Consider the following 20734-nt stretch of genomic DNA (forward strand, 5'->3'; position numbering starts at 1 on the left):
ACTAAATATCGATACATTTGTGAGATAACTTTTATAAATAGGTAATGTTTTTTTTGAAAAAGTGTGCTGTTTTGTATAATTAATGATAGAATCCCGCGGATTTTTTTAAACACATTATTATAAAGAAGATAGAGAATACAATGGCTGATTTGTCCAAGTATAGAAACATAGGTATCTTTGCTCACGTTGACGCGGGTAAAACTACTACTACAGAACGTATTTTAAAATTAACTGGTCAAATCCATAAGACTGGTGAAGTACACGACGGTGAGTCAACTACTGACTTCATGGAACAAGAGGCTGAGCGCGGAATAACAATCCAATCTGCTGCTGTAAGTTGTTTCTGGAAAGGTCACCGTTTTAACGTAATCGATACTCCTGGACACGTTGACTTCACAGTTGAAGTTTACCGTTCTCTTAAAGTATTAGACGGTGGCGTTGGTGTATTCTGTGGTTCTGGTGGTGTTGAACCACAATCAGAAACTAACTGGCGTTATGCGAATGACTCAGAAGTAGCACGTATAATCTTCGTAAATAAATTAGACCGTATGGGTGCTGATTTTTACCGTGTTGTTAAACAGGTTAAAGACGTACTTGGTGCTAACCCACTAGTTATGGTTTTGCCAATTGGTATAGAAGACGAGTTTTGTGGTGTTGTTGACCTACTTACACGTAAAGCATACATTTGGGATGACACTGGTCTTCCTGAAAACTTCGAAATCACTGATGTTCCTGCGGACATGGTTGACAAGGTAGAAGAATATCGTGAAATGCTAATCGAAACTGCTCTTGAGCAAGACGATGACCTTATGGAAGCATATTTAGAAGACGGTACTGAACCTGCTATGGACGAAATCAAACGTTGTATCCGTGCTGGTACTCGTACAATGGATTTCTTCCCTACTTTTTGTGGTTCTGCATTTAAAAACAAAGGTGTTCAAAATATTCTTGACGCTGTTGTTGATTACTTACCGTGCCCAACTGATGTTGATCCTCAGCCGCTTACTGATGAAGAAGGCGAGCCGAATGGTAAATTTGCAATCGTTGATGCAAACGAAACATTTAAAGCATTAGCATTTAAAATCACTGACGACCGTTTTGGTTCACTTACTTTCGTTCGTATCTATTCAGGTACGCTTAAGAAAGGCGATACTATAATGAACGCTGCTACAGGTAAAACTGAGCGTGTTGGTCGTATGTGTGAAATGCAAGCTGATGACCGTAACGAACTTACTTCAGCACAAGCGGGCGATATCATCGCTATCGTTGGTATGAAGACTAACGTTCAAACAGGTCACACATTATGTGATCCTAAAGATCCAATTATCTTAGAAGCGATGGTTTTCCCTGAACCAGTAATATCTATCTCAGTTAAACCTAAAGATAAAGGTTCAACTGAGAAAATGGGTATTGCTATCGGTAAAATGGTTGCAGAAGATCCAACATTCCGTGTTGAGACTGACCAAGATTCTGGCGAAACAATCCTATCTGGTATGGGTGAGCTTCACTTAGACATCAAAGTTGATATCTTAAAACGTACTTACGGTGTTGAATTAGAAGTTGGTGAACCTCAAGTTGCTTATCGTGAAACTATCACAAAAGCAGTTGAAGATTCTTATACTCATAAGAAACAATCTGGTGGTTCTGGTCAATTCGGTAAAATCGATTACCGTATCAAGCCTGGTGAACCTGGTTCTGGTTTCACGTTCTCATCAACAGTTGTTGGCGGTAACGTACCTAAAGAATTCTTCCCTGCAATCGAAAAAGGTTTTGCTGGAATGATGGACACTGGTGTACTTGCTGGCTTCCCTGTACTTGACGTTGAAATCGAACTTTATGATGGTGGCTTCCACGCCGTGGATTCATCTGCTGTAGCATTTGAATTAGCAGCACGTGGTGCATTCCGTCAGTCTATTCCTAAAGCTGGTGCTCAACTTCTTGAGCCTGTTATGGCTGTAGACGTGTTCACTCCTGAAGATCACGTTGGTGATGTTATCGGTGACCTTAGTCGTCGTCGTGGCATGATCGCTGGTCAAGAAGCTGGTGCAACTGGTGTTCGTATTAAAGCTGACGTACCACTTTCAGAAATGTTTGGTTATATCGGTTCACTACGTACTATGACTTCAGGCCGTGGTCAGTTCTCTATGGAGTTCAAAAACTACATGCCTTGTCCAGGTAGTGTTGCTGATGAAGTAATTGCGAAAGCAAAAGCTGAAAAAGAAGCTGGTAAAAAGTAAACCTTTTTAGACGCAAAAAAAACCCACTTTTTTAAGTGGGTTTTTTATTATAAAAAATTCAAAATCCTAGAGGCTATAGCTTCATCTATATATGTTATTATCCCCTGTCTTAATCGCTAAAGGTCCATCACAGTGTCAGAACAAATAGGTAAACGCCTCAATAAATTTATTAGTGAATCTGGTTACTGCTCACGCAGAGAAGCTGATAGATTAATAGAGCAAGAAAGAGTGAAAATTAATGGTGTTATCCCAGAGTTGGGCACTAAAGTTATGGTTGGCGACAAAGTAACAGTTAATGGTAAGCCTATAGGCGCTATGCCGGACAACAAATCAGATAGAGTGTACATAGCTTATAATAAACCTATAGGCATCACCTGCACCACTGAGAAGCACATAAGAGGTAATATTGTTGACGCGGTTAATCATAGCCAACGTATTTTTCCAATAGGACGCTTAGATAAGCCATCGGAAGGATTAATATTTTTAACCAGCGATGGTGATATCGTCAATAAAATACTCAGAGCTGAAAATGCCCATCAGAAAGAGTACCTAGTTACAGTAGATAGACCGCTGAACGACCGCTTTAAAAGTAAAATGGAAAAGGGTATACCAATACTCGACACCATTACTAAACCTTGTAAAGTTCAGCTTGTTGGCGCAAAGCAATTTAAAATAATCCTAACTCAAGGGTTAAATCGCCAAATTAGGCGTATGTGTGAATATTTGGGTTATGAAGTAACTAAATTAAAACGCACAAGAATAATGAATGTAGATTTGACGGGCTTAAGAGTTGGTCAATGGCGCGAACTAACAAAGCAAGAAATGAACACTATAAATAAAGCCGTATCCCAATCGTCTAAAACTGCAGAATAAACTCGCGTTAATTAAAAAGCTTAAACAACTAAAATAGTCATAAAAACCATAATTTGGTTTTTATGACTACAACTCCAATTCAAATCAGCCATAACATAAATAAAACCCAATAAATTCAGATAGTTAATATTTGGTATCAATATTGATTATATAACGATAATTAAACGCGTTATTACTCAAATCTATTTATTGGAAATTAAATGAAGATCATTAAATTAGTCACTCTAATCACTCTAATCACCGCAATATCAGCCTGTGTTTTTCACGTTGGCGGCAAAGGAAAAACAGCCAATGTTAAATTAACAGAAACCTTACAGCTCGACGCATCTACATTATCAGAACTGGTTATAGACGTTGGAGCTGGCTCTTTAACTATCATTGGTAGCGATACAACAACCATCACTGTAGAAGCTAATATAACGACAGACGAAAACAAGAGTTATGTACTTACCCTAGAAAAAATGGGTAATAAAGCTAAGTTGATCGCCAGTCAAGATAGCTTTGGTAATTGGTACGGTAGCTCGCCATATACAGACCTAACTGTGACACTTCCACAAAACTTAGCATTAGATATAGATGACGGTTCTGGTGACATTCGTATTTCACGTTTGAATAATTCAGTTTCTGTTGATGATGGTTCCGGTTCAATGACTATCTCAAATATTAATGGCGCACTTAATATTGAAGACGGATCAGGTTCAATAAGCTTTAATGATATTAACGGCAACATTAACCTAGACGATGGTTCTGGTGGAGTAACAATAGAAAATACCAATGGCGATATTAATATTGAAGATGGTTCTGGAGAAGTTACCGTGCTAAATACCAGTGGTAAAGTCACCATCGATGATGGTTCAGGTGACATTACTATAAAAGGTGCAGGCAGTTTAAAAATAATTGAAGCTGGTTCTGGTGGCCTAAAAGTGTCAAACATAACTGGTGAAATGGATATAGACTTTTAATATGAATAGTTATTTATTACTCAGAAAAATTTTGCTCACTCTGGTGGGCGGAACATTAACTTTGTTAGGTTTAATATTCATAGTATTGCCTGGTCCTTCGGTACTATTCTTACTTCCAGGTTTATACCTATTAAGTTTAGAATACGAACAAGCTAAGGTTTGGCTTAAGAAAGTTCAAAAGATGATGACAAAAACTAGCCGTTGGATAGATAAGAAAATTCGCCAACGAAAACATTCGTACTAGCAATGTTAAATAATTAAGAATGGAAGCTATAGGCTTCCATTTTTTTATCTAATTAGTGCTAATTTTGCTATTTCACGGTAACGTTAATTATATTTAGTAAAAATGAGTTACCTATGACCAACAGCCCAGTTATCCTTAAAGTTACAGATAATGGTATTGCTACTGTTAGCTTAAATAGACCAGATAAGTTAAATGCACTGGATATTGATATGTTTTTAGCTATCAAAAAAACAGTTACATCACTTAAAAAAAACAAACATATCCGTGTCGTGATCTTAACAGGCGAAGGTCCTGACTTTTGTAGCGGGCTAGATGTTAAATCAGTAATGAGTAAGCCATCATCCGCACTCAAATTATTATTTAAATGGTTGCCTGGTAATAGTAACTTAGCGCAAAAAGTAACAAGTATGTGGCGTGAATTAAATATGCCTGTTATTGCAGCCTTACATGGTCGTTGTTGGGGAGGAGGCTTGCAAATAGCATTAGGTGCCGACTTTAGAATTGCACAGCCTGACGCCAATTTAAGTATTATGGAAAGCAAATGGGGCCTTATCCCAGATATGGCTGGTAATACTCAAATAAGAAAGCTGATGCCAATTGATGTTGCAATGAAACTGACTATGACCGCAGAAGTCCTCAGTGCTGAAGAAGCTTTACGATATAACCTAGTCACTGAAGTAAACGATTCTGCATTAGATAGAGCAAATGAATTAGCCTTAACATTAATCGACAAGTCTCCTGATGTATTGGCTGGTGTTAAAAAACTATTTAATCAAAACTGGAGTAGCTCAGACAGAACTTTTTTTGCTAAAGAGAGTTGGTATCAAGTAAAGATCTTAGCTGGCAAGAATCAAAAAATTGCGACAAAAAAAGCACTTGGAAAAGATGCGCAATACAAGACTAGAATGCGTTGGTGATCAAATACGTTAATTCCGATTGCATTAAATATAAATTACAGGCAATAAAAAAGGTCACCTAAGTGACCTTTTTTCAATTAAGACTTACTCTTAATTAAGCTATTACTGATGCTACAACACCAGCGCCAACTGTACGTCCGCCTTCACGAATAGCGAAACGTAAACCTTCGTCCATCGCGATAGGAGCTATTAACTCTACTACCATCTTGATGTTATCACCAGGCATTACCATTTCTACGCCTTCAGGAAGCTCTACAGCACCTGTTACGTCAGTTGTACGGAAGTAGAACTGTGGACGGTAACCTTTGAAGAATGGAGTGTGACGTCCGCCTTCTTCTTTAGATAACACGTAAACTTCTGATTCAAATTTAGTATGAGGCTGGATTGAACCAGGCTTCGCTAATACTTGACCACGTTCAACTTCTTCACGTTTTGTACCACGTAATAATGCACCAATGTTCTCACCTGCACGACCTTCGTCAAGCAACTTACGGAACATTTCTACACCTGTACAAGTGGTTGTTTGAGTTTCTTTAATACCAATGATCTCTACTGTATCACCAGTGTTAACGATACCTTGCTCAACACGACCTGTTACTACTGTACCACGACCTGAAATTGAGAATACGTCTTCGATAGGCATAATGAATGGCTTATCGATATCACGCTTAGGCTCTGGAATATAAGTATCTAGAGCTTCTGCAAGTTCAATGATTTTTGCTTCCCAATCTGCTTCGCCTTCTAACGCTTTAAGCGCAGAACCTTGGATTAATGGTAAATCATCACCAGGGAAGTCATATTCAGAAAGAAGTTCACGAACTTCCATTTCTACTAATTCGATTAGCTCTTCATCATCAACCATGTCACATTTGTTCATGAATACGATGATGTAAGGTACGCCAACCTGACGAGAAAGTAGGATGTGCTCACGAGTTTGAGGCATAGGGCCGTCAGTCGCTGCTACTACTAAGATAGCTCCGTCCATTTGCGCAGCACCAGTGATCATGTTTTTAACATAATCCGCGTGACCTGGGCAATCTACGTGTGCGTAGTGACGAGATGGAGTGTCATACTCGATGTGAGAAGTATTAATTGTAATACCACGTTCGCGCTCTTCAGGAGCGTTATCGATTTGTGCGAAATCTCTTGATTCGCCACCGTATGTTTTACTTAATACTGCAGAAATTGCTGCTGTTAAAGTAGTTTTACCGTGGTCAACGTGACCGATTGTGCCAACATTTACATGTGGTTTAGTACGTTCAAACTTTTCTCTAGCCATTTTTAAGTTTCCTTAAATTAAATACAACCATAATAGGTCATTGATTCAAAAATAATTAATTATCTACGCGCAGACATAATTTTGTCTGCTACATTATTTGGTGCTTCACTGTACTTCAAAAACTCCATAGAGTATGAAGCACGCCCCTGAGTTGCACTACGCAAATCAGTTGAGTACCCAAACATTTCTGCTAGTGGCACTTGAGCTTTAATAGCTTTAAGGCCAGCAGGTGCTTCATCCATTCCATCGATCATTCCACGACGGCGGTTTAAATCACCTACAACATCACCCATTGAAGATTCTGGCGTTATAACCTCGACTTTCATCATAGGTTCTAACAGTTTTGGAGTCGCGTCCAAAGCACCATCTCTAAATGCCATCGAAGCAGCGATTTTAAACGCCATTTCGTTAGAATCTACATCATGAAATGAGCCATCATATAATGTGGCTTTTACACCTAGCACAGGATAACCAGCAAGAACACCACTCTTCATCTGCTCTTTGATACCTTGATCAATAGCAGGAATGAATTCCTTAGGTACTGTACCCCCTACAGTTTCGTCAACGAAAATATAAGGTTCATCACTTTCAATGTCTATTGGTTCTAGCTTCAGCCAAACATGACCATATTGTCCACGGCCAACTGACTGACGTTCAAATTTACCTTCAACTTTAACGGTAGAGGTTATGCACTCACGATACGCCACTTGTGGCTTACCTACATTACACTCTACACTAAATTCCCGACGCATACGGTCGACAATTATGTCTAAGTGAAGCTCACCCATTCCTGAGATAATGATTTGACCCGATTCTTCGTCAGTTTCGACTTTGAATGACGGGTCTTCAGCCGCTAATTTACTTAGCGCCACAGCCATTTTCTCTTGATCAGGTTGTGATCTTGGTTCTACTGCTATTGAGATTACAGGTTCTGGAAACTCCATACGCTCAAGCGTAATCTTGTGATCAGGGTCACATAATGTGTCACCTGTAGTCACTTGTTTCAGACCAACTGCAGCAGCAATATCTCCCGCGCGTACTTCTTTAATTTCTTCGCGGTTATTTGAGTGCATCTGTACGATGCGCCCAAAACGTTCTTTTTTGAATTTAATTGGATTGTAAACACTGTCACCAGTTTGTACAACACCAGAATAAACTCTGAAAAACGTCAAGGTACCAACAAACGGGTCTGTGGCTATCTTAAATGCCAAAGCAGCAAAAGGTGCTTTGTCGTCCGCTGGACGTTCACCAACAGTTCCGTCTTCATTAATACCAGTTATAGCTGGAACTTGAGTAGGCGCTGGCAAGTATTCGACAACCATATCTAATACTGCTTGCACACCCTTGTTCTTAAATGCTGAACCACAAGCACAAAGTACAATCTCATTTTTTAATGTTCTTTCACGTAGGCCGAATTTAATTTCGTCTTCGGTTAACTCTTCACCTTCAAGATACTTGTCCATCAATTCATCAGTAGCTTCAGCAGCAGATTCAATCAACTCTTGTCGATATTCTTCTGCTTCTTCAACTAACTCTGAAGGAATGTCTTCATAAGTAAAACTCATACCTTGATCAGCTTCGTTCCAGTTGATGGCCTTCATTTTAATGAGGTCAACAACACCTTGGAAATTATCTTCAGAACCTATAGGTAATTGAACAGGAACTGGCACAGCCCCTAGACGGTCTTTAATTTGACCAACTACGGAATAAAAATCAGCACCGGTGCGATCCATTTTATTAACAAATACCATGCGAGGCACTTTGTATTTGTCTGCTTGACGCCAAACTGTTTCAGTTTGAGGTTGTACACCCGAAGATGCACATAACACCACAACAGCGCCATCAAGAACTCGTAGAGAACGTTCAACTTCAATAGTGAAGTCAACGTGCCCAGGAGTATCAATAATGTTTACTCTGTGTTCGTCAAACTGAGAATCCATTCCCTTCCAAAAACAAGTGGTAGCGGCAGACGTGATAGTAATACCACGTTCCTGCTCTTGCTCCATCCAGTCCATGGTCGCGGCGCCGTCGTGTACTTCACCGATTTTGTGAGAAATACCGGTATAAAAAAGTACACGCTCCGTTGTCGTAGTTTTACCTGCGTCTACATGAGCTACAATACCGATGTTACGATAACGCTCAATAGGAGTCTTACGAGCCATAAATTCCTCTTACCTGTTCCAGATATATAATGTTTTCTACCAACGGTAGTGAGCAAATGCTTTGTTAGCTTCAGCCATTTTATGAACGTCTTCACGTTTCTTAACTGCTGAGCCTTTGTTTTCAACGGCATCTGCTAGCTCATTAGCTAGACGTAACGCCATAGACTTCTCACCTCGCTTGCGGGCAGCTTCAATTAACCAACGCATGGCTAGCGTATTACGACGCACTGGACGAACTTCTACTGGTACTTGATAAGTAGAACCACCAACACGGCGTGATTTTACTTCCACAGTAGGACGAACGTTATCTAGTGCTTCTTCTAATAGAGCAAGGTGTTCTTTGCCTGATTTTTCGGCAGCTACATCTAACGCTATGTAAATGATTTTTTCAGCAACAGCTTTTTTACCATCTAACATTACTACGTTGATGAACTTAGTAAGTAATTCCGATCCGAACTTAGGATCTGGAAGGACTTTACGTTTAGCTATAACTCTTCTTCTTGGCATTTTAAATTCTCCGGTTGCTTCAGGGATATCCCAAAACTAATAAATTAAGTTTGCTTGGCCTTACTAACGGAGAACCGTTAAGACTTCGGTTTCTTCGCGCCGTATTTAGAACGGGCTTGTTTACGATCGTTAACACCTGAACAATCTAGCGCACCACGTACTGTGTGGAAACGCACACCTGGTAGATCTTTAACACGACCACCACGGATCAAGATCACACTGTGCTCTTGTAGATTGTGGCCTTCACCACCGATGTAAGATGTTACTTCGTTACCATTAGTTAGACGAACACGAGCTACTTTACGTAGTGCAGAGTTCGGCTTCTTAGGTGTTGTTGTATAAACACGAGTACATACACCACGTCTTTGAGGACATGCGTCCAAAGCTTCAGACATATTACGTTTTGTCTTTTGCTGACGAGGTTTACGTACCAACTGGTTAATAGTTGCCATTTAAAGCTCCTGATTAGTTGATTTACTACCCATTTCGGCGCACAAACGCGCCTCCCCTATAATTAGGGGTGGCGTATTCTAATGCTCAGTATTTCACCTGTCAAGTCAGTACTATAGGCCATTTCGCTGAAACGCCCATATCTAGGGCTTTGTTGCCAAAATTTAAATATATATTTAATTATTAAATTATTTTTAGGTATAAAAAAACCCGCTAAAAGCGGGTTTTTATTATTTTAACGAGTGATTATTCAGCGTTTAACGCATCTGCTAATGCTTGTTCAGCATCAACTGCAGTCACGGTTTCTGTTTCAGCTGCCTCATCAAAAGCTTTGGCTGCCGCAGCTTTATCTAAGTGATAGCTAAAACCAGTACCTGCTGGAATTAATCGACCAACAATTACGTTTTCTTTAAGACCACGTAATTTATCACGTTTTCCACCAACAGCAGCTTCTGTAAGTACTCTTGTTGTTTCTTGGAAAGACGCCGCTGATATAAATGATTCAGTAGACAATGATGCTTTAGTTATACCTAAAAGATCACGGTTGAATTTAACTAAATCTTTACCTTCTGCTTTTAATGCACGGTTCGCAATTTTAACTTTAGATACTTCAACCTGCTCTCCAACTAGGAACTCAGACTGACCTGCATCAGTGATAATTGCTTTACGTAACATTTGACGACAGATAGCTTCGATGTGCTTGTCGTTAATTTTTACACCTTGTAAGCGGTATACTTCTTGAACTTCATTAACTATAAAGTTCGAGAATGCAGTAATACCACGTAGACGTAGGATGTCATGCGGAGCCTCTGGGCCATCCGCAATAACTTCACCAGTATAAACTGATTCACCTTCGTACACGTTAAGCTGACGCCATTTAGGGATCATCTCTTCGTGTGCTTCGCCTTCAACAGGAGTAATAACTAAACGTTTTTTACCTTTAGTTTCTTTACCGTAACTAATGGTACCGCTGATCTCTGCAAGAATAGCTGGTTCTTTTGGTTTACGAGCTTCAAACAAATCGGCTACGCGAGGTAGACCACCTGTAATGTCTCGAGTTTTTGAACCTTCTTGAGGAATACGCGCTAGTACATCACCTGGAACAACAGAAGCACCATCTTTTGCTTCAATTGTAGTAAATGAAGGTAAACGAATTTCCTGTATACCAGACTCACCAGAATCAACAATTAACTTAGGCTCTTTAGCGTTAGCTAAAGATAAATCTTTAACAACCGTACGAGTCAAACCAGTTAATTCATCTGTTTGTACTTCTGTATTCGCTTCTTCAACGTCAGAGAACTGAATCTTAGCAGCACGTTCAACAATAATTGGATGTGAATGCGGGTCCCAGTTAGCAACTGTATCGTTACCTTTAACTTCAGCACCATCAGCAATCGTCATTACAGCACCGTAAGGTAGCTTGTAACGCTCTTTTTCACGACCTTGGTCGTCAATGATAGTAACTTCAGCAGAACGAGAAGTGATAACTAGTTTGCCGTCTGCATTAGTAACGTGTTTTGCATTATGAAGACGAACGGTACCGTCACTCTTAACTTGAACACTGTTAGCTGCAGATGCTCTAGATGCGGCACCACCGATATGGAACGTACGCATCGTAAGCTGTGTACCTGGTTCACCAATTGATTGTGCTGCAATAACACCTACTGCCTCACCTTGGTTAATCAAGTGACCACGAGCCAAGTCACGTCCGTAACAAGCTGCACAAACACCAAAGTCATTCTCACAAGTAATGATTGAACGAACTTCAACTTCATCAACTGAGTTCTCTTCTAAAAGGTCACACAGTTTTTCGTCTAGCATTATTCCAGCTTCAACTAAAACAGTTTTAGTTTTTGGAATAACAATATCTTTAAGTACAACACGACCTAATACACGTTCGCGTAATGGCTCAACAACATCACCGCCTTCAATAAGAGGTTTCATTGTTATGCCTTCTTCAGTTCCACAGTCATGTGCTGTGATAACCAAATCTTGGCCAACATCTACTAGACGACGAGTTAAGTAACCCGAGTTAGCTGTTTTAAGTGCGGTATCCGCCAAACCTTTACGCGCACCGTGAGTAGAGATGAAGTACTGTAGTACGTTCAAACCTTCACGGAAGTTTGCTGTGATTGGCGTTTCGATGATTGAACCGTCTGGTTTTGCCATCAAGCCACGCATACCAGCTAACTGACGTATCTGAGCGGCACTACCACGAGCACCAGAGTCAGCCATCATAAATACGCTGTTAAACGAAGGTTGAGTTTCAGTTACACCATCACGATTAACAACTTGTTCAGTAGATAAGTTGTCCATCATCGCTTTTGAAACTTTTTCATTAGCAGTTGACCAGATATCGATAACTTTATTGTATTTCTCACCAGCTGTTACTAGACCTTGTTGGAACTGGTCTTGTATTTCAGCAACTTCTGCTTGTGAGTCTTCAATAATTTCATGTTTCGCATCAGGAATAACTAAATCATCAATACCAATTGAGTTACCCGCTAACATCGCGTAGTGGAAACCGGTATACATGATTTGGTCTGCAAACATTACTGTGTCTTTAATACCAAGACGACGGTAACATTCGTTGATCAACATTGAGATTTGTTTTTTACCAATTGCTTGGTTCATCAAATCGAAAGGGAAACCTTCAGGCGCAATCATAGATAAAATAGCACGACCAACCGTAGTATCTTTAATTGAAGTGACATTGGTACGAGTACCGTCTTCTGCAATTACAACTTCAGTCATACGAACTTTTACACGTGCGTGTAAGTCTGCACAACCGGTACGGTAAGCTTTCTCAGCTTCTTTTTTATCTTTGAAGATTGAACCTTCGCCTTTAGCATTTACTCTGTCACGAGACATATAATAAATACCTAATACAACGTCCTGTGAAGGAACGATGATTGGTTCACCATTAGCTGGTGATAAGATATTATTTGTCGACATCATTAACGCACGAGCTTCTAATTGAGCTTCAAGTGTTAATGGAACGTGAACAGCCATTTGGTCACCATCGAAGTCGGCGTTATATGCCGCACAAACTAATGGATGCAATTGGATTGCCTTACCTTCGATAAGAACAGGTTCAAACGCTTGGATACCAAGTCTATGAAGAGTTGGTGCACGGTTAAGCATTACCGGATGTTGACGGATAACTTCATCTAAGATATCCCAAACTTCTGGCGCTTCACGCTCTACCATTTTCTTCGCAGCTTTGATTGTCGTTGCCATACCACGTAGTTCTAATTTTCCGTAGATAAATGGTTTGAATAATTCAAGTGCCATTTTCTTAGGTAGACCACATTGTTGTAGCTTAAGCGTAGGACCAACTGTGATTACAGAACGACCTGAGTAATCAACACGTTTACCTAGTAGATTCTGACGGAAACGACCTTGCTTACCTTTGATCATATCAGCCAAAGATTTAAGAGGACGTTTGTTAGAACCAGTAATCGCACGACCACGACGACCATTATCTAGTAATGCATCAACCGCTTCTTGTAACATACGTTTTTCGTTACGCACGATAATATCAGGCGCAGCTAAGTCTAATAGACGTTTCAAACGGTTGTTACGGTTGATTACACGACGATATAAGTCATTCAAATCAGACGTAGCAAAACGACCGCCATCTAGAGGTACTAGTGGACGTAAATCTGGTGGTAAAACAGGAAGAACTGTCATAACCATCCATTCTGGACGGTTACCTGAGTTACAAAATGCTTCCATCAATTTCAGACGTTTTGTTAATTTTTTACGCTTAGTTTCAGAAGTTACCGTTGGTAATTCTTCTTTCATTTCAGCATATTCTTGATTGATATCGATATCTTTAAGAAGTTCAAAAACGGCTTCAGCACCCATTTTCGCTTCAAATTCATCGCCATGTTCTTCCAATGCATCTAAATATTCTTCTTCAGATAACATTTGGCCTTTTTCAAGAGTCGTCATGCCAGATTCTGTAACAGCATAAGATTCAAAATAAAGAACACGTTCAATATCACGCAATGTCATATCTAGCATTAAACCAATACGCGACGGTAATGATTTTAAGAACCAAATATGTGCAACTGGGCTTGCTAATTCAATGTGGCCCATACGTTCACGACGAACTTTGGTAAGCGTTACTTCTACGCCACATTTTTCACAAATTACACCACGGTGTTTAAGACGTTTGTATTTACCACATAAACACTCATAGTCTTTAACTGGGCCGAAGATACGAGCACAGAATAAACCATCACGTTCTGGTTTGAACGTACGATAGTTAATTGTTTCTGGCTTTTTAACTTCACCAAATGACCAAGAACGAACAACGTCTGGTGACGCTAGGCCGATTCTAATTGAATCGAACTCTTCGCTCTTGTTTTGTTGTTTCAAAAACTTAAGTAAGTCTTTCACTTGTGTTCTCCTGTCGGAGTGAAACATTAGGGCGACTATTATTAGTACGCCCTACCACTCAATTTCTAAGAACTTAATCGGTTACCCGACTAAGATTAATCTTCTTCCAGCTCGATGTTTAAACCTAACGAACGAATCTCTTTTAACAATACGTTAAACGATTCTGGTATCGCAGGTTCCATACGATGATCGCCGTCTACGATGTTTTTATACATCTTAGTACGACCATTAACGTCATCTGACTTAACAGTAAGCATTTCTTGAAGCGTGTAAGCAGCACCATAAGCTTCTAGTGCCCATACTTCCATCTCTCCGAAACGCTGACCACCAAACTGAGCTTTACCACCAAGTGGTTGCTGAGTTACTAGGCTATAAGAACCAGTAGAACGAGCATGCATTTTGTCATCAACTAAGTGATTCAGTTTAAGCATATACATGTAACCAACCGTTACTTTACGCTCAAATGCATTACCAGTACGACCATCAAACAATGTGAATTGTCCGCTGCGAGGCATGTCCGCTAGTTCAAATAAGTCTTTGATTTCTGATTCAGCTGCACCATCAAATACAGGTGTAGCAATCGGAACACCAGCACGTAAGTTTTGCGCTAAACGACGAACTTCATCATCAGTGAAACTTGCGATATCAACTTCTTGACGAGAAGTACCAGATGCATAGATCTTGCTCAAGAATTCACGAATTTCGATTAATTCTTTTTGCTCTTTGATCATGCGATCTAATTTCTCACCTAAACCACGTGCAGCCATACCTAAATGTGTTTCTAGGATCTGACCGACGTTCATACGAGATGGAACGCCCAGCGGGTTAAGTACGATATCTACAGGAGTACCAAATTCGTCATGTGGCATATCTTCAACAGGAACAATGGTAGATATAACACCTTTGTTACCGTGACGACCGGCCATCTTATCACCAGGTTGAATACGACGTTTAACAGCTAGATATACTTTAACAATCTTAAGTACACCTGGTGCTAAATCATCACCTTGAGTGATTTTGCGACGCTTAACTTCATACTTTTTATCGTATTCCGTACGTAACTCTTCAAAGCTAGTAGCAAGTTGCTCTAATTCTGATTGTTGAGTTTCGTCTTTTAAGCTTTGTTGGAATAACTTTTCGCCTTCCAATGTTGCTACTTTATCAGCATCAACACCGCCAGCTTTTAACAACTCACGAGTACGTGCATGTAAGTTATTCTCTAAGATCCTGAACTCTTCATTCAAATCTTTCTTAGCTTGCGCTAATTGCATAGCTTCAATGTCTAGTGCACGTTTGTCTTTTTCAACACCGTCTCTAGTAAACACCTGAACGTCAATAATAGTACCTGATACAGAGTTAGGTACACGTAAAGAACTGTCTTTAACGTCAGATGCTTTTTCACCGAAAATAGCTCGTAAAAGTTTTTCTTCAGGCGTAAGTTGTGTTTCACCTTTAGGTGTCACTTTACCTACTAATATATCGCCGCCTTTAACTTCAGCACCAATATAAACAACACCAGAATCATCAAGTTTACCAAGTGCTGATTCACCAACATTAGGAATATCAGAAGTAACTTCTTCAGGACCTAACTTAGTATCACGAGCCACACAGCTTAATTCTTGAATATGAATAGTTGTTAAACGATCTTCTTTAACTACACGTTCAGAAACAAGGATTGAATCTTCGAAGTTGTAACCATTCCAAGGCATGAACGCAACGCGCATGTTTTGACCAAGAGCTAATTCACCTAAATCTGTAGATGGACCGTCAGCCAAAATATCACCACGTTCAACAGGCTCACCTGCACGAACAGTAGTACGTTGGTTAATACATGTGTTTTGGTTAGAGCGTGTGTATTTAGTTAAGTTATAAATGTCGATACCAGCTTCGCCGGCTGCACATTCGCTTTCGCTAACTTTAACAACAATACGTGAAGCATCAGCGTAGTCGATTACACCACCACGTTTAGCAACAACTGTTACACCTGAATCTTTTGCCACTACTGCTTCAACACCAGTACCAACTAACGGCTTATCAGCAATTAATGTTGGAACGGCTTGACGTTGCATGTTCGCACCCATTAGGGCACGGTTAGCATCATCGTGCTCAAGGAATGGAATTAAGCTTGCCGCAACAGATACAACCTGTTGAGGTGCCACGTCCATGTATTGAACTTGATCAATAGTAGTAATTGTAAATTCGTTTTTGAAACGACATGGAACAAGTTCGTCAGTAAGACGATTATTTGCATCCATTTCAGCACTTGCCTGAGCGATAACAAACTTATCTTCTTCAATAGCTGATAAGTAGTCAATCTCACCCGTCACAACACCGTCAACAACACGACGATATGGCGTTTCTAGGAAACCGTAATGGTTTACTCGAGCAAATATTGATAAAGAGTTTATTAGACCAATGTTTGGTCCCTCTGGTGTTTCGATTGGACAAACACGACCGTAGTGAGTCGGATGTACGTCTCGAACTTCAAAACCAGCTCTTTCACGTGTCAAACCACCTGGACCTAAAGCAGAAATACGACGTTTATGCGTCACTTCTGACAATGGGTTATTTTGGTCCATAAATTGTGATAATTGGCTTGAACCGAAAAACTCTTTAATTGCCGCAGAAATAGGTTTTGCGTTAATTAAATCTTGTGGCGTTGTGCTATCTAAATCACCTAAGCTTAAACGTTCTTTAACAGCACGTTCAACACGGACTAGGCCAACACGGAATTGGTTTTCTGCCATTTCACCAACAGAACGTATACGACGGTTACCTAAATGGTCAATATCGTCTACATCACCTTTACCGTCACGGATACTAATAAGTACTTTCATAACATCAACGATGTCTTGTTTACTTAATGTACCTTCACCGACAAGATCTTCACGAGCAACACGACGGTTAAACTTCATTCGACCAACGCTTGATAAATCATAACGTTCTAGAGAGAAGAATAAGTTCTCGAATAAAGCTTCCGCAGAGTCTTTCGTTGGTGGCTCACCAGGACGCATCATGCGGTAAATTTCAACTAACGCTTCAAGGCGATTAGTAGAAGAATCTACGCGTAACGTATCTGATATATATGAACCATGATCTAACTCATTGGTATAGATGATTTCAAATGAAGTATGTCCAGCTTCAGCCATTTTAGCTAAAAGCTCAAGACTGACTAGGTCATTTGCTTCCGCAACAACTTCACCAGTTGACTCATCAACATAGTTTTTAGACAAAACTTTATCAATGATATATTCATGAGGAACTTCAATCTGTTTAATAGCAGATTTTTCCATTGTGCGAATATGACGAGCAGTAATTCTGCGGCCTATTTCAACAATAACCTCACCAGCATCGTCTTTAATATCGAACAATGCGGTTTCACCACGTAAACGTGATGGTTGAAGTTCCATTAAGAATTTTTCATCTTTAATTTCAACAGAAATATTATCGTAGAATAAACCAAGAATTTCTTCTGTAGAATATTCTAATGCACGTAACATGATTGAAGCCGGTAATTTACGACGACGATCTATACGAACAAATAAATTATCTTTTGGGTCAAACTCAAAGTCTAACCAAGAACCACGGTAAGGAATAACGCGAGCGTTATACAAAACTTTACCTGAAGAGTGCGTTTTACCTTTGTCATGATCAAAGAACACACCTGGAGAACGGTGTAACTGAGAAACGATTACACGCTCAGTTCCATTTATTACAAATGTTCCGTTGTCCGTCATTAAAGGCATTTCGCCCATATAAACTTCTTGCTCTTTGATATCTTTAACAGTACCAGGAGCAGCTTCTTTATCCATAAGAACTAAACGAAGTTTTACGCGCAATGGAGCCGCGTATGTAACACCTCTAATTTGACATTCTTTCACGTCGAACACAGGTTCTCCAACGCGATAACTGACAAATTGTAATTCGGCGCTACCTGAATAGCTCTTAATAGGGAATACAGAACGGAAAGCCGCTTCTATACCATTGTTACCATCTACGTCTGCTTGAATGAATTTATTGTACGATTCAAGCTGAACTTGTAGAAGATATGGCATGTCTAAAACGTGTTCACGTTTGCCAAAATCCTTACGAATTCGTTTCTTTTCAGAATAAGAGTAAGCCATGTGGTTCCTCAGCTTGCTGATTTTTGACCCTATATGCCTGCCAGTTACATACTTAGCAGACCACCTCTGACAATAAACACTTGTCTAGCAAGTAAGTTTTATCATCAAACTTTGCACTATAAATGTTTTATACAGATATAGCGCAAAAAGGCCGGTGATAATCATCACCAGCCTATGCCTAAAATTTAGGCAGATAATCTAACAAACGTTAGATTATTTGATTTCAACAGTTGCGCCTGCTTCTTCAAGAGTAGCTTTAAGTTCTTCAGCTTCTCCTTTAGATACCGCTTCTTTAACTGCAACTGGAGCAGCTTCAACCATTGCTTTAGCTTCTTTCAGGCCAAGACCTGTAGCGCCACGTACTGCTTTGATAGCAGATACTTTATTTGGACCAGCAGCTGTAAGCATTACGTCAAATTCAGTTTGCTCTTCTGCAGATTCTGCAGCAGGACCAGCAGCAACAGCAGCAGCTGCAGTTACACCGAATTTTTCTTCCATTGCTTCAACTAGTTCAACAACTTGCATTACAGACATTTCTGCAACTGCGTCTAAGATTTGATCTTGAGTTATAGACATTTTTATCTTCCTAACTTAGTGAGCGAATTATTCGCTCTAATATACTTTCACCAAAAACTGCTTTATGTTTACGAATAAACAATAATTATGCAGCTTCTTTTGCTTCTTTTACTGCAGCTAGCGTTTTCGCTAACTTGCCTGCAGAAGCTTCTTTCATTACGCTCATCATACGTGCAATAGCTTCGTCGTAAGTAGGTAGTGACGCTAAAACGTCAACTGCTACTACGTTGCCTTCAAATGATGCAATTTTAAGTTCAAACTTTTCGTTTTTCTTTGCGAAATCTTTAAAGATACGCGCACCAGCACCTGGGTGCTCGTTAGAAAATGCGATTAAAGTAGGACCAGTAAATGCATCAGACAGACATTCGAAGTCAGTATCTTTAACAGCAAGTTTAGCTAAAGTGTTGCGAACAACCTTCATCCAAACACCATTAGCACGAGCTTCTTTACGAAGTTCGGTAATAGCCGTTACAGATACACCACGAGCATCTACTACTACAGCAGATAGAGCGCTTTTGGCTGCTTCTTGGACTTCAGCAACTACTGCTTTCTTTCCATCAAGATTTAATGCCATTAGCTTTTCTCCTGGTTAAAGTTGGATTACTCCAACTCATTTTTATTAGTCTAAGGTTTAACCCTTAAACAATTCCGGTGAAAGCCAGAAGGTAATCTTCTGGGGTCATCACCATCTGCGTAGGAAATTAAGTTATGTTAACAAGTTAATATAACACCTACGGTCTTGGATGGAGGTATTTCGAAAAACACCTCAACCCGAATAACGAAAGTTACTTATCTAAAATGATAGAACTTTGGTCTAGTGCAAGGCCAGCACCCATAGTCGTAGAAAGGCTGATTTTCTTAATGAAAGTCCCTTTTGCAGACGCAGGTTTTGCTTTAACGATTGCACTTACTAATGCTTCTAAGTTTTGCTTGATAGAGGCAACATCAAATTCAGCTTTACCAATTGAAGCGTGAACGATACCAGCTTTATCATTACGGTAACGAACCTGACCAGCTTTAGCATTTTTAACTGCTGTAGCTACGTCTGGAGTTACTGTGCCAACTTTAGGGTTAGGCATAAGTCCGCGTGGACCTAAGATTTGACCTAATTGACCAACAACACGCATTGCATCAGGAGATGCAACAACAACGTCGAAGTTCATTTCGCCAGCTTTTACAAGCTCAGCTAGGTCTTCCATGCCTACGATGTCAGCGCCAGCAGCTTTAGCCGCTTCAGCGTTAGCACCTTGTGTAAATACCGCAACACGTACATCTTTACCAGTACCGTTTGGTAGTACAGTAGCACCACGAACGTTTTGGTCAGATTTACGAGGGTCGATACCTAAGTTAATTGCAACATCTACGCTTTCTTTGAATTTAGCAGTCGCTAATTCTTGAAGTAGAGATACAGCTTCTTCGATGCCGTACTCGCGAGTTGCATCAACTTTATCACGAATAATACGTGCGCGTTTTGTTAATTTAGCCATTGATTAACCCTCTACATTCAAGCCCATTGCACGAGCTGAGCCGGCAATAGTGCGTACAGCTGCGTCCATATCGGCCGCAGTAAGATCAGGTTCTTTAGTCTTAACAATGTCTTCAAGTTGAGCACGTGTTACTGTACCTACTTTTTCAGTGTTTGGACGACCAGAACCAGACTTGATTCCAGCAGCTTTCTTAAGTAAATAAGATGCAGGTGGAGTCTTAGTTTCGAATGTGAATGAACGATCATTGTAAACAGAGATAACAACAGGCACTGGTGCGCCTTTTTCCATCTCGCCAGTTTTGGCATTGAATGCTTTACAGAATTCCATGATGTTCACACCATGTTGACCAAGTGCTGGACCAACTGGTGGACTAGGGTTTGCCATACCAGCTGCAACTTGCAACTTGATTAGCGCTTCTACTTTTTTAGCCATTTTAGCTTCCTCATTAATGGGTCTTAGCCTAGTAAGAACGAGGTTTCTTACTTAACGGCTTCCCGGTTTAAACCATT

Annotated in this window: 15 protein-coding genes; 5 read left to right on the forward strand and 10 right to left on the reverse strand. The window is 40.0% G+C overall.

Annotation, left to right across the window (positions count from 1 at the left end):
- Positions 1-140 precede the first annotated feature (140 nt).
- The 5 genes from fusA (Q0940_RS15440) to Q0940_RS15460 all read left to right on the forward strand — a co-directional run bounded on the left by fusA (Q0940_RS15440) (position 141) and on the right by Q0940_RS15460 (position 5233).
- On the forward strand, positions 141-2237 hold the full coding sequence (fusA, locus tag Q0940_RS15440) for an elongation factor G (protein ID WP_299270522.1): 2097 nt from the start codon (positions 141-143) through the stop codon (positions 2235-2237).
- A gap of 132 nt (positions 2238-2369) precedes the next feature.
- A complete protein-coding gene (gene rluF / locus Q0940_RS15445) occupies positions 2370-3110 on the forward strand; it encodes a 23S rRNA pseudouridine(2604) synthase RluF (protein ID WP_299270526.1) in 741 nt (246 codons plus the stop codon).
- 200 nt (positions 3111-3310) lie between these two features.
- Positions 3311-4072, forward strand: a complete 762-nt coding sequence (locus tag Q0940_RS15450; protein ID WP_299270528.1) for a hypothetical protein — start codon at positions 3311-3313, stop codon at positions 4070-4072.
- A 1-nt stretch (position 4073) separates the two neighbouring features.
- Entirely contained in the window at positions 4074-4316 is a 243-nt protein-coding gene (locus Q0940_RS15455; protein WP_299270530.1) for a PGPGW domain-containing protein, read from the forward strand.
- Positions 4317-4429: 113 nt separating this feature from the next.
- On the forward strand, positions 4430-5233 hold the full coding sequence (locus Q0940_RS15460; protein WP_299270534.1) for a crotonase/enoyl-CoA hydratase family protein: 804 nt from the start codon (positions 4430-4432) through the stop codon (positions 5231-5233).
- Positions 5234-5327: 94 nt separating this feature from the next.
- Here Q0940_RS15460 and tuf read toward each other — a convergent pair whose 3' ends face one another.
- The 10 genes from tuf to rplK all read right to left on the reverse strand — a co-directional run bounded on the left by tuf (position 5328) and on the right by rplK (position 20657).
- Complete coding sequence (gene tuf, locus Q0940_RS15465; RefSeq protein ID WP_299270537.1) at positions 5328-6512, reverse strand: elongation factor Tu; 1185 nt, start codon at positions 6510-6512, stop codon at positions 5328-5330.
- 59 nt (positions 6513-6571) lie between these two features.
- Entirely contained in the window at positions 6572-8674 is a 2103-nt protein-coding gene (gene fusA, locus Q0940_RS15470; RefSeq protein WP_299270539.1) for an elongation factor G, read from the reverse strand.
- Positions 8675-8710: 36 nt separating this feature from the next.
- The gene (gene rpsG / locus Q0940_RS15475) at positions 8711-9181 is read right to left on the reverse strand and encodes a 30S ribosomal protein S7 (RefSeq protein WP_105050924.1); all 471 of its coding nucleotides are present in this window, start codon (positions 9179-9181) and stop codon (positions 8711-8713) included.
- 77 nt (positions 9182-9258) lie between these two features.
- The gene (rpsL, locus tag Q0940_RS15480) at positions 9259-9633 is read right to left on the reverse strand and encodes a 30S ribosomal protein S12 (RefSeq protein ID WP_105050925.1); all 375 of its coding nucleotides are present in this window, start codon (positions 9631-9633) and stop codon (positions 9259-9261) included.
- Between the two features lie 244 nt (positions 9634-9877).
- Complete coding sequence (gene rpoC, locus Q0940_RS15485; protein WP_299270543.1) at positions 9878-14038, reverse strand: DNA-directed RNA polymerase subunit beta'; 4161 nt, start codon at positions 14036-14038, stop codon at positions 9878-9880.
- Between the two features lie 95 nt (positions 14039-14133).
- Positions 14134-18162, reverse strand: a complete 4029-nt coding sequence (gene rpoB, locus Q0940_RS15490) for a DNA-directed RNA polymerase subunit beta (protein ID WP_299270545.1) — start codon at positions 18160-18162, stop codon at positions 14134-14136.
- A 213-nt stretch (positions 18163-18375) separates the two neighbouring features.
- Positions 18376-18738, reverse strand: a complete 363-nt coding sequence (gene rplL, locus Q0940_RS15495; RefSeq protein ID WP_299270548.1) for a 50S ribosomal protein L7/L12 — start codon at positions 18736-18738, stop codon at positions 18376-18378.
- Positions 18739-18823: 85 nt separating this feature from the next.
- Positions 18824-19312, reverse strand: coding sequence for a 50S ribosomal protein L10 (gene rplJ / locus Q0940_RS15500; RefSeq protein WP_299270551.1), 489 nt, complete (start codon positions 19310-19312; stop codon positions 18824-18826).
- Between the two features lie 211 nt (positions 19313-19523).
- The gene (gene rplA, locus Q0940_RS15505) at positions 19524-20225 is read right to left on the reverse strand and encodes a 50S ribosomal protein L1 (RefSeq protein WP_299270553.1); all 702 of its coding nucleotides are present in this window, start codon (positions 20223-20225) and stop codon (positions 19524-19526) included.
- Between the two features lie 3 nt (positions 20226-20228).
- Positions 20229-20657 carry a 50S ribosomal protein L11 gene (gene rplK, locus Q0940_RS15510; protein WP_299270555.1) on the reverse strand — a complete coding sequence of 143 codons (429 nt, stop codon included), beginning with the start codon at positions 20655-20657 and terminating at the stop codon, positions 20229-20231.
- Between the last annotated feature and the right edge of the window lie 77 nt (positions 20658-20734).

Source organism: uncultured Psychrosphaera sp., assembly GCF_947500655.1.
Lineage (GTDB): Bacteria > Pseudomonadota > Gammaproteobacteria > Enterobacterales > Alteromonadaceae > Psychrosphaera.

Excerpts from the sequence above, each read along its gene's own strand:
- Q0940_RS15460 (WP_299270534.1), top strand. The coding sequence starts at position 4,430 with ATGACCAACAGCCCAGTTATCCTTAAAGTTACAGATAATGGTATTGCT.
- rplA (WP_299270553.1), bottom strand. The coding sequence starts at position 20,225 with ATGGCTAAATTAACAAAACGCGCACGTATTATTCGTGATAAAGTTGAT.
- rpoB (WP_299270545.1), bottom strand. The coding sequence starts at position 18,162 with ATGGCTTACTCTTATTCTGAAAAGAAACGAATTCGTAAGGATTTTGGC.
- rpsL (WP_105050925.1), bottom strand. The coding sequence starts at position 9,633 with ATGGCAACTATTAACCAGTTGGTACGTAAACCTCGTCAGCAAAAGACA.
- fusA (WP_299270539.1), bottom strand. The coding sequence starts at position 8,674 with ATGGCTCGTAAGACTCCTATTGAGCGTTATCGTAACATCGGTATTGTA.
- rplK (WP_299270555.1), bottom strand. The coding sequence starts at position 20,657 with ATGGCTAAAAAAGTAGAAGCGCTAATCAAGTTGCAAGTTGCAGCTGGT.
- fusA (WP_299270522.1), top strand. The coding sequence starts at position 141 with ATGGCTGATTTGTCCAAGTATAGAAACATAGGTATCTTTGCTCACGTT.
- rplJ (WP_299270551.1), bottom strand. The coding sequence starts at position 19,312 with ATGGCATTAAATCTTGATGGAAAGAAAGCAGTAGTTGCTGAAGTCCAA.
- tuf (WP_299270537.1), bottom strand. The coding sequence starts at position 6,512 with ATGGCTAGAGAAAAGTTTGAACGTACTAAACCACATGTAAATGTTGGC.
- rplL (WP_299270548.1), bottom strand. The coding sequence starts at position 18,738 with ATGTCTATAACTCAAGATCAAATCTTAGACGCAGTTGCAGAAATGTCT.
- Q0940_RS15455 (WP_299270530.1), top strand. The coding sequence starts at position 4,074 with ATGAATAGTTATTTATTACTCAGAAAAATTTTGCTCACTCTGGTGGGC.
- rpsG (WP_105050924.1), bottom strand. The coding sequence starts at position 9,181 with ATGCCAAGAAGAAGAGTTATAGCTAAACGTAAAGTCCTTCCAGATCCT.
- Q0940_RS15450 (WP_299270528.1), top strand. The coding sequence starts at position 3,311 with ATGAAGATCATTAAATTAGTCACTCTAATCACTCTAATCACCGCAATA.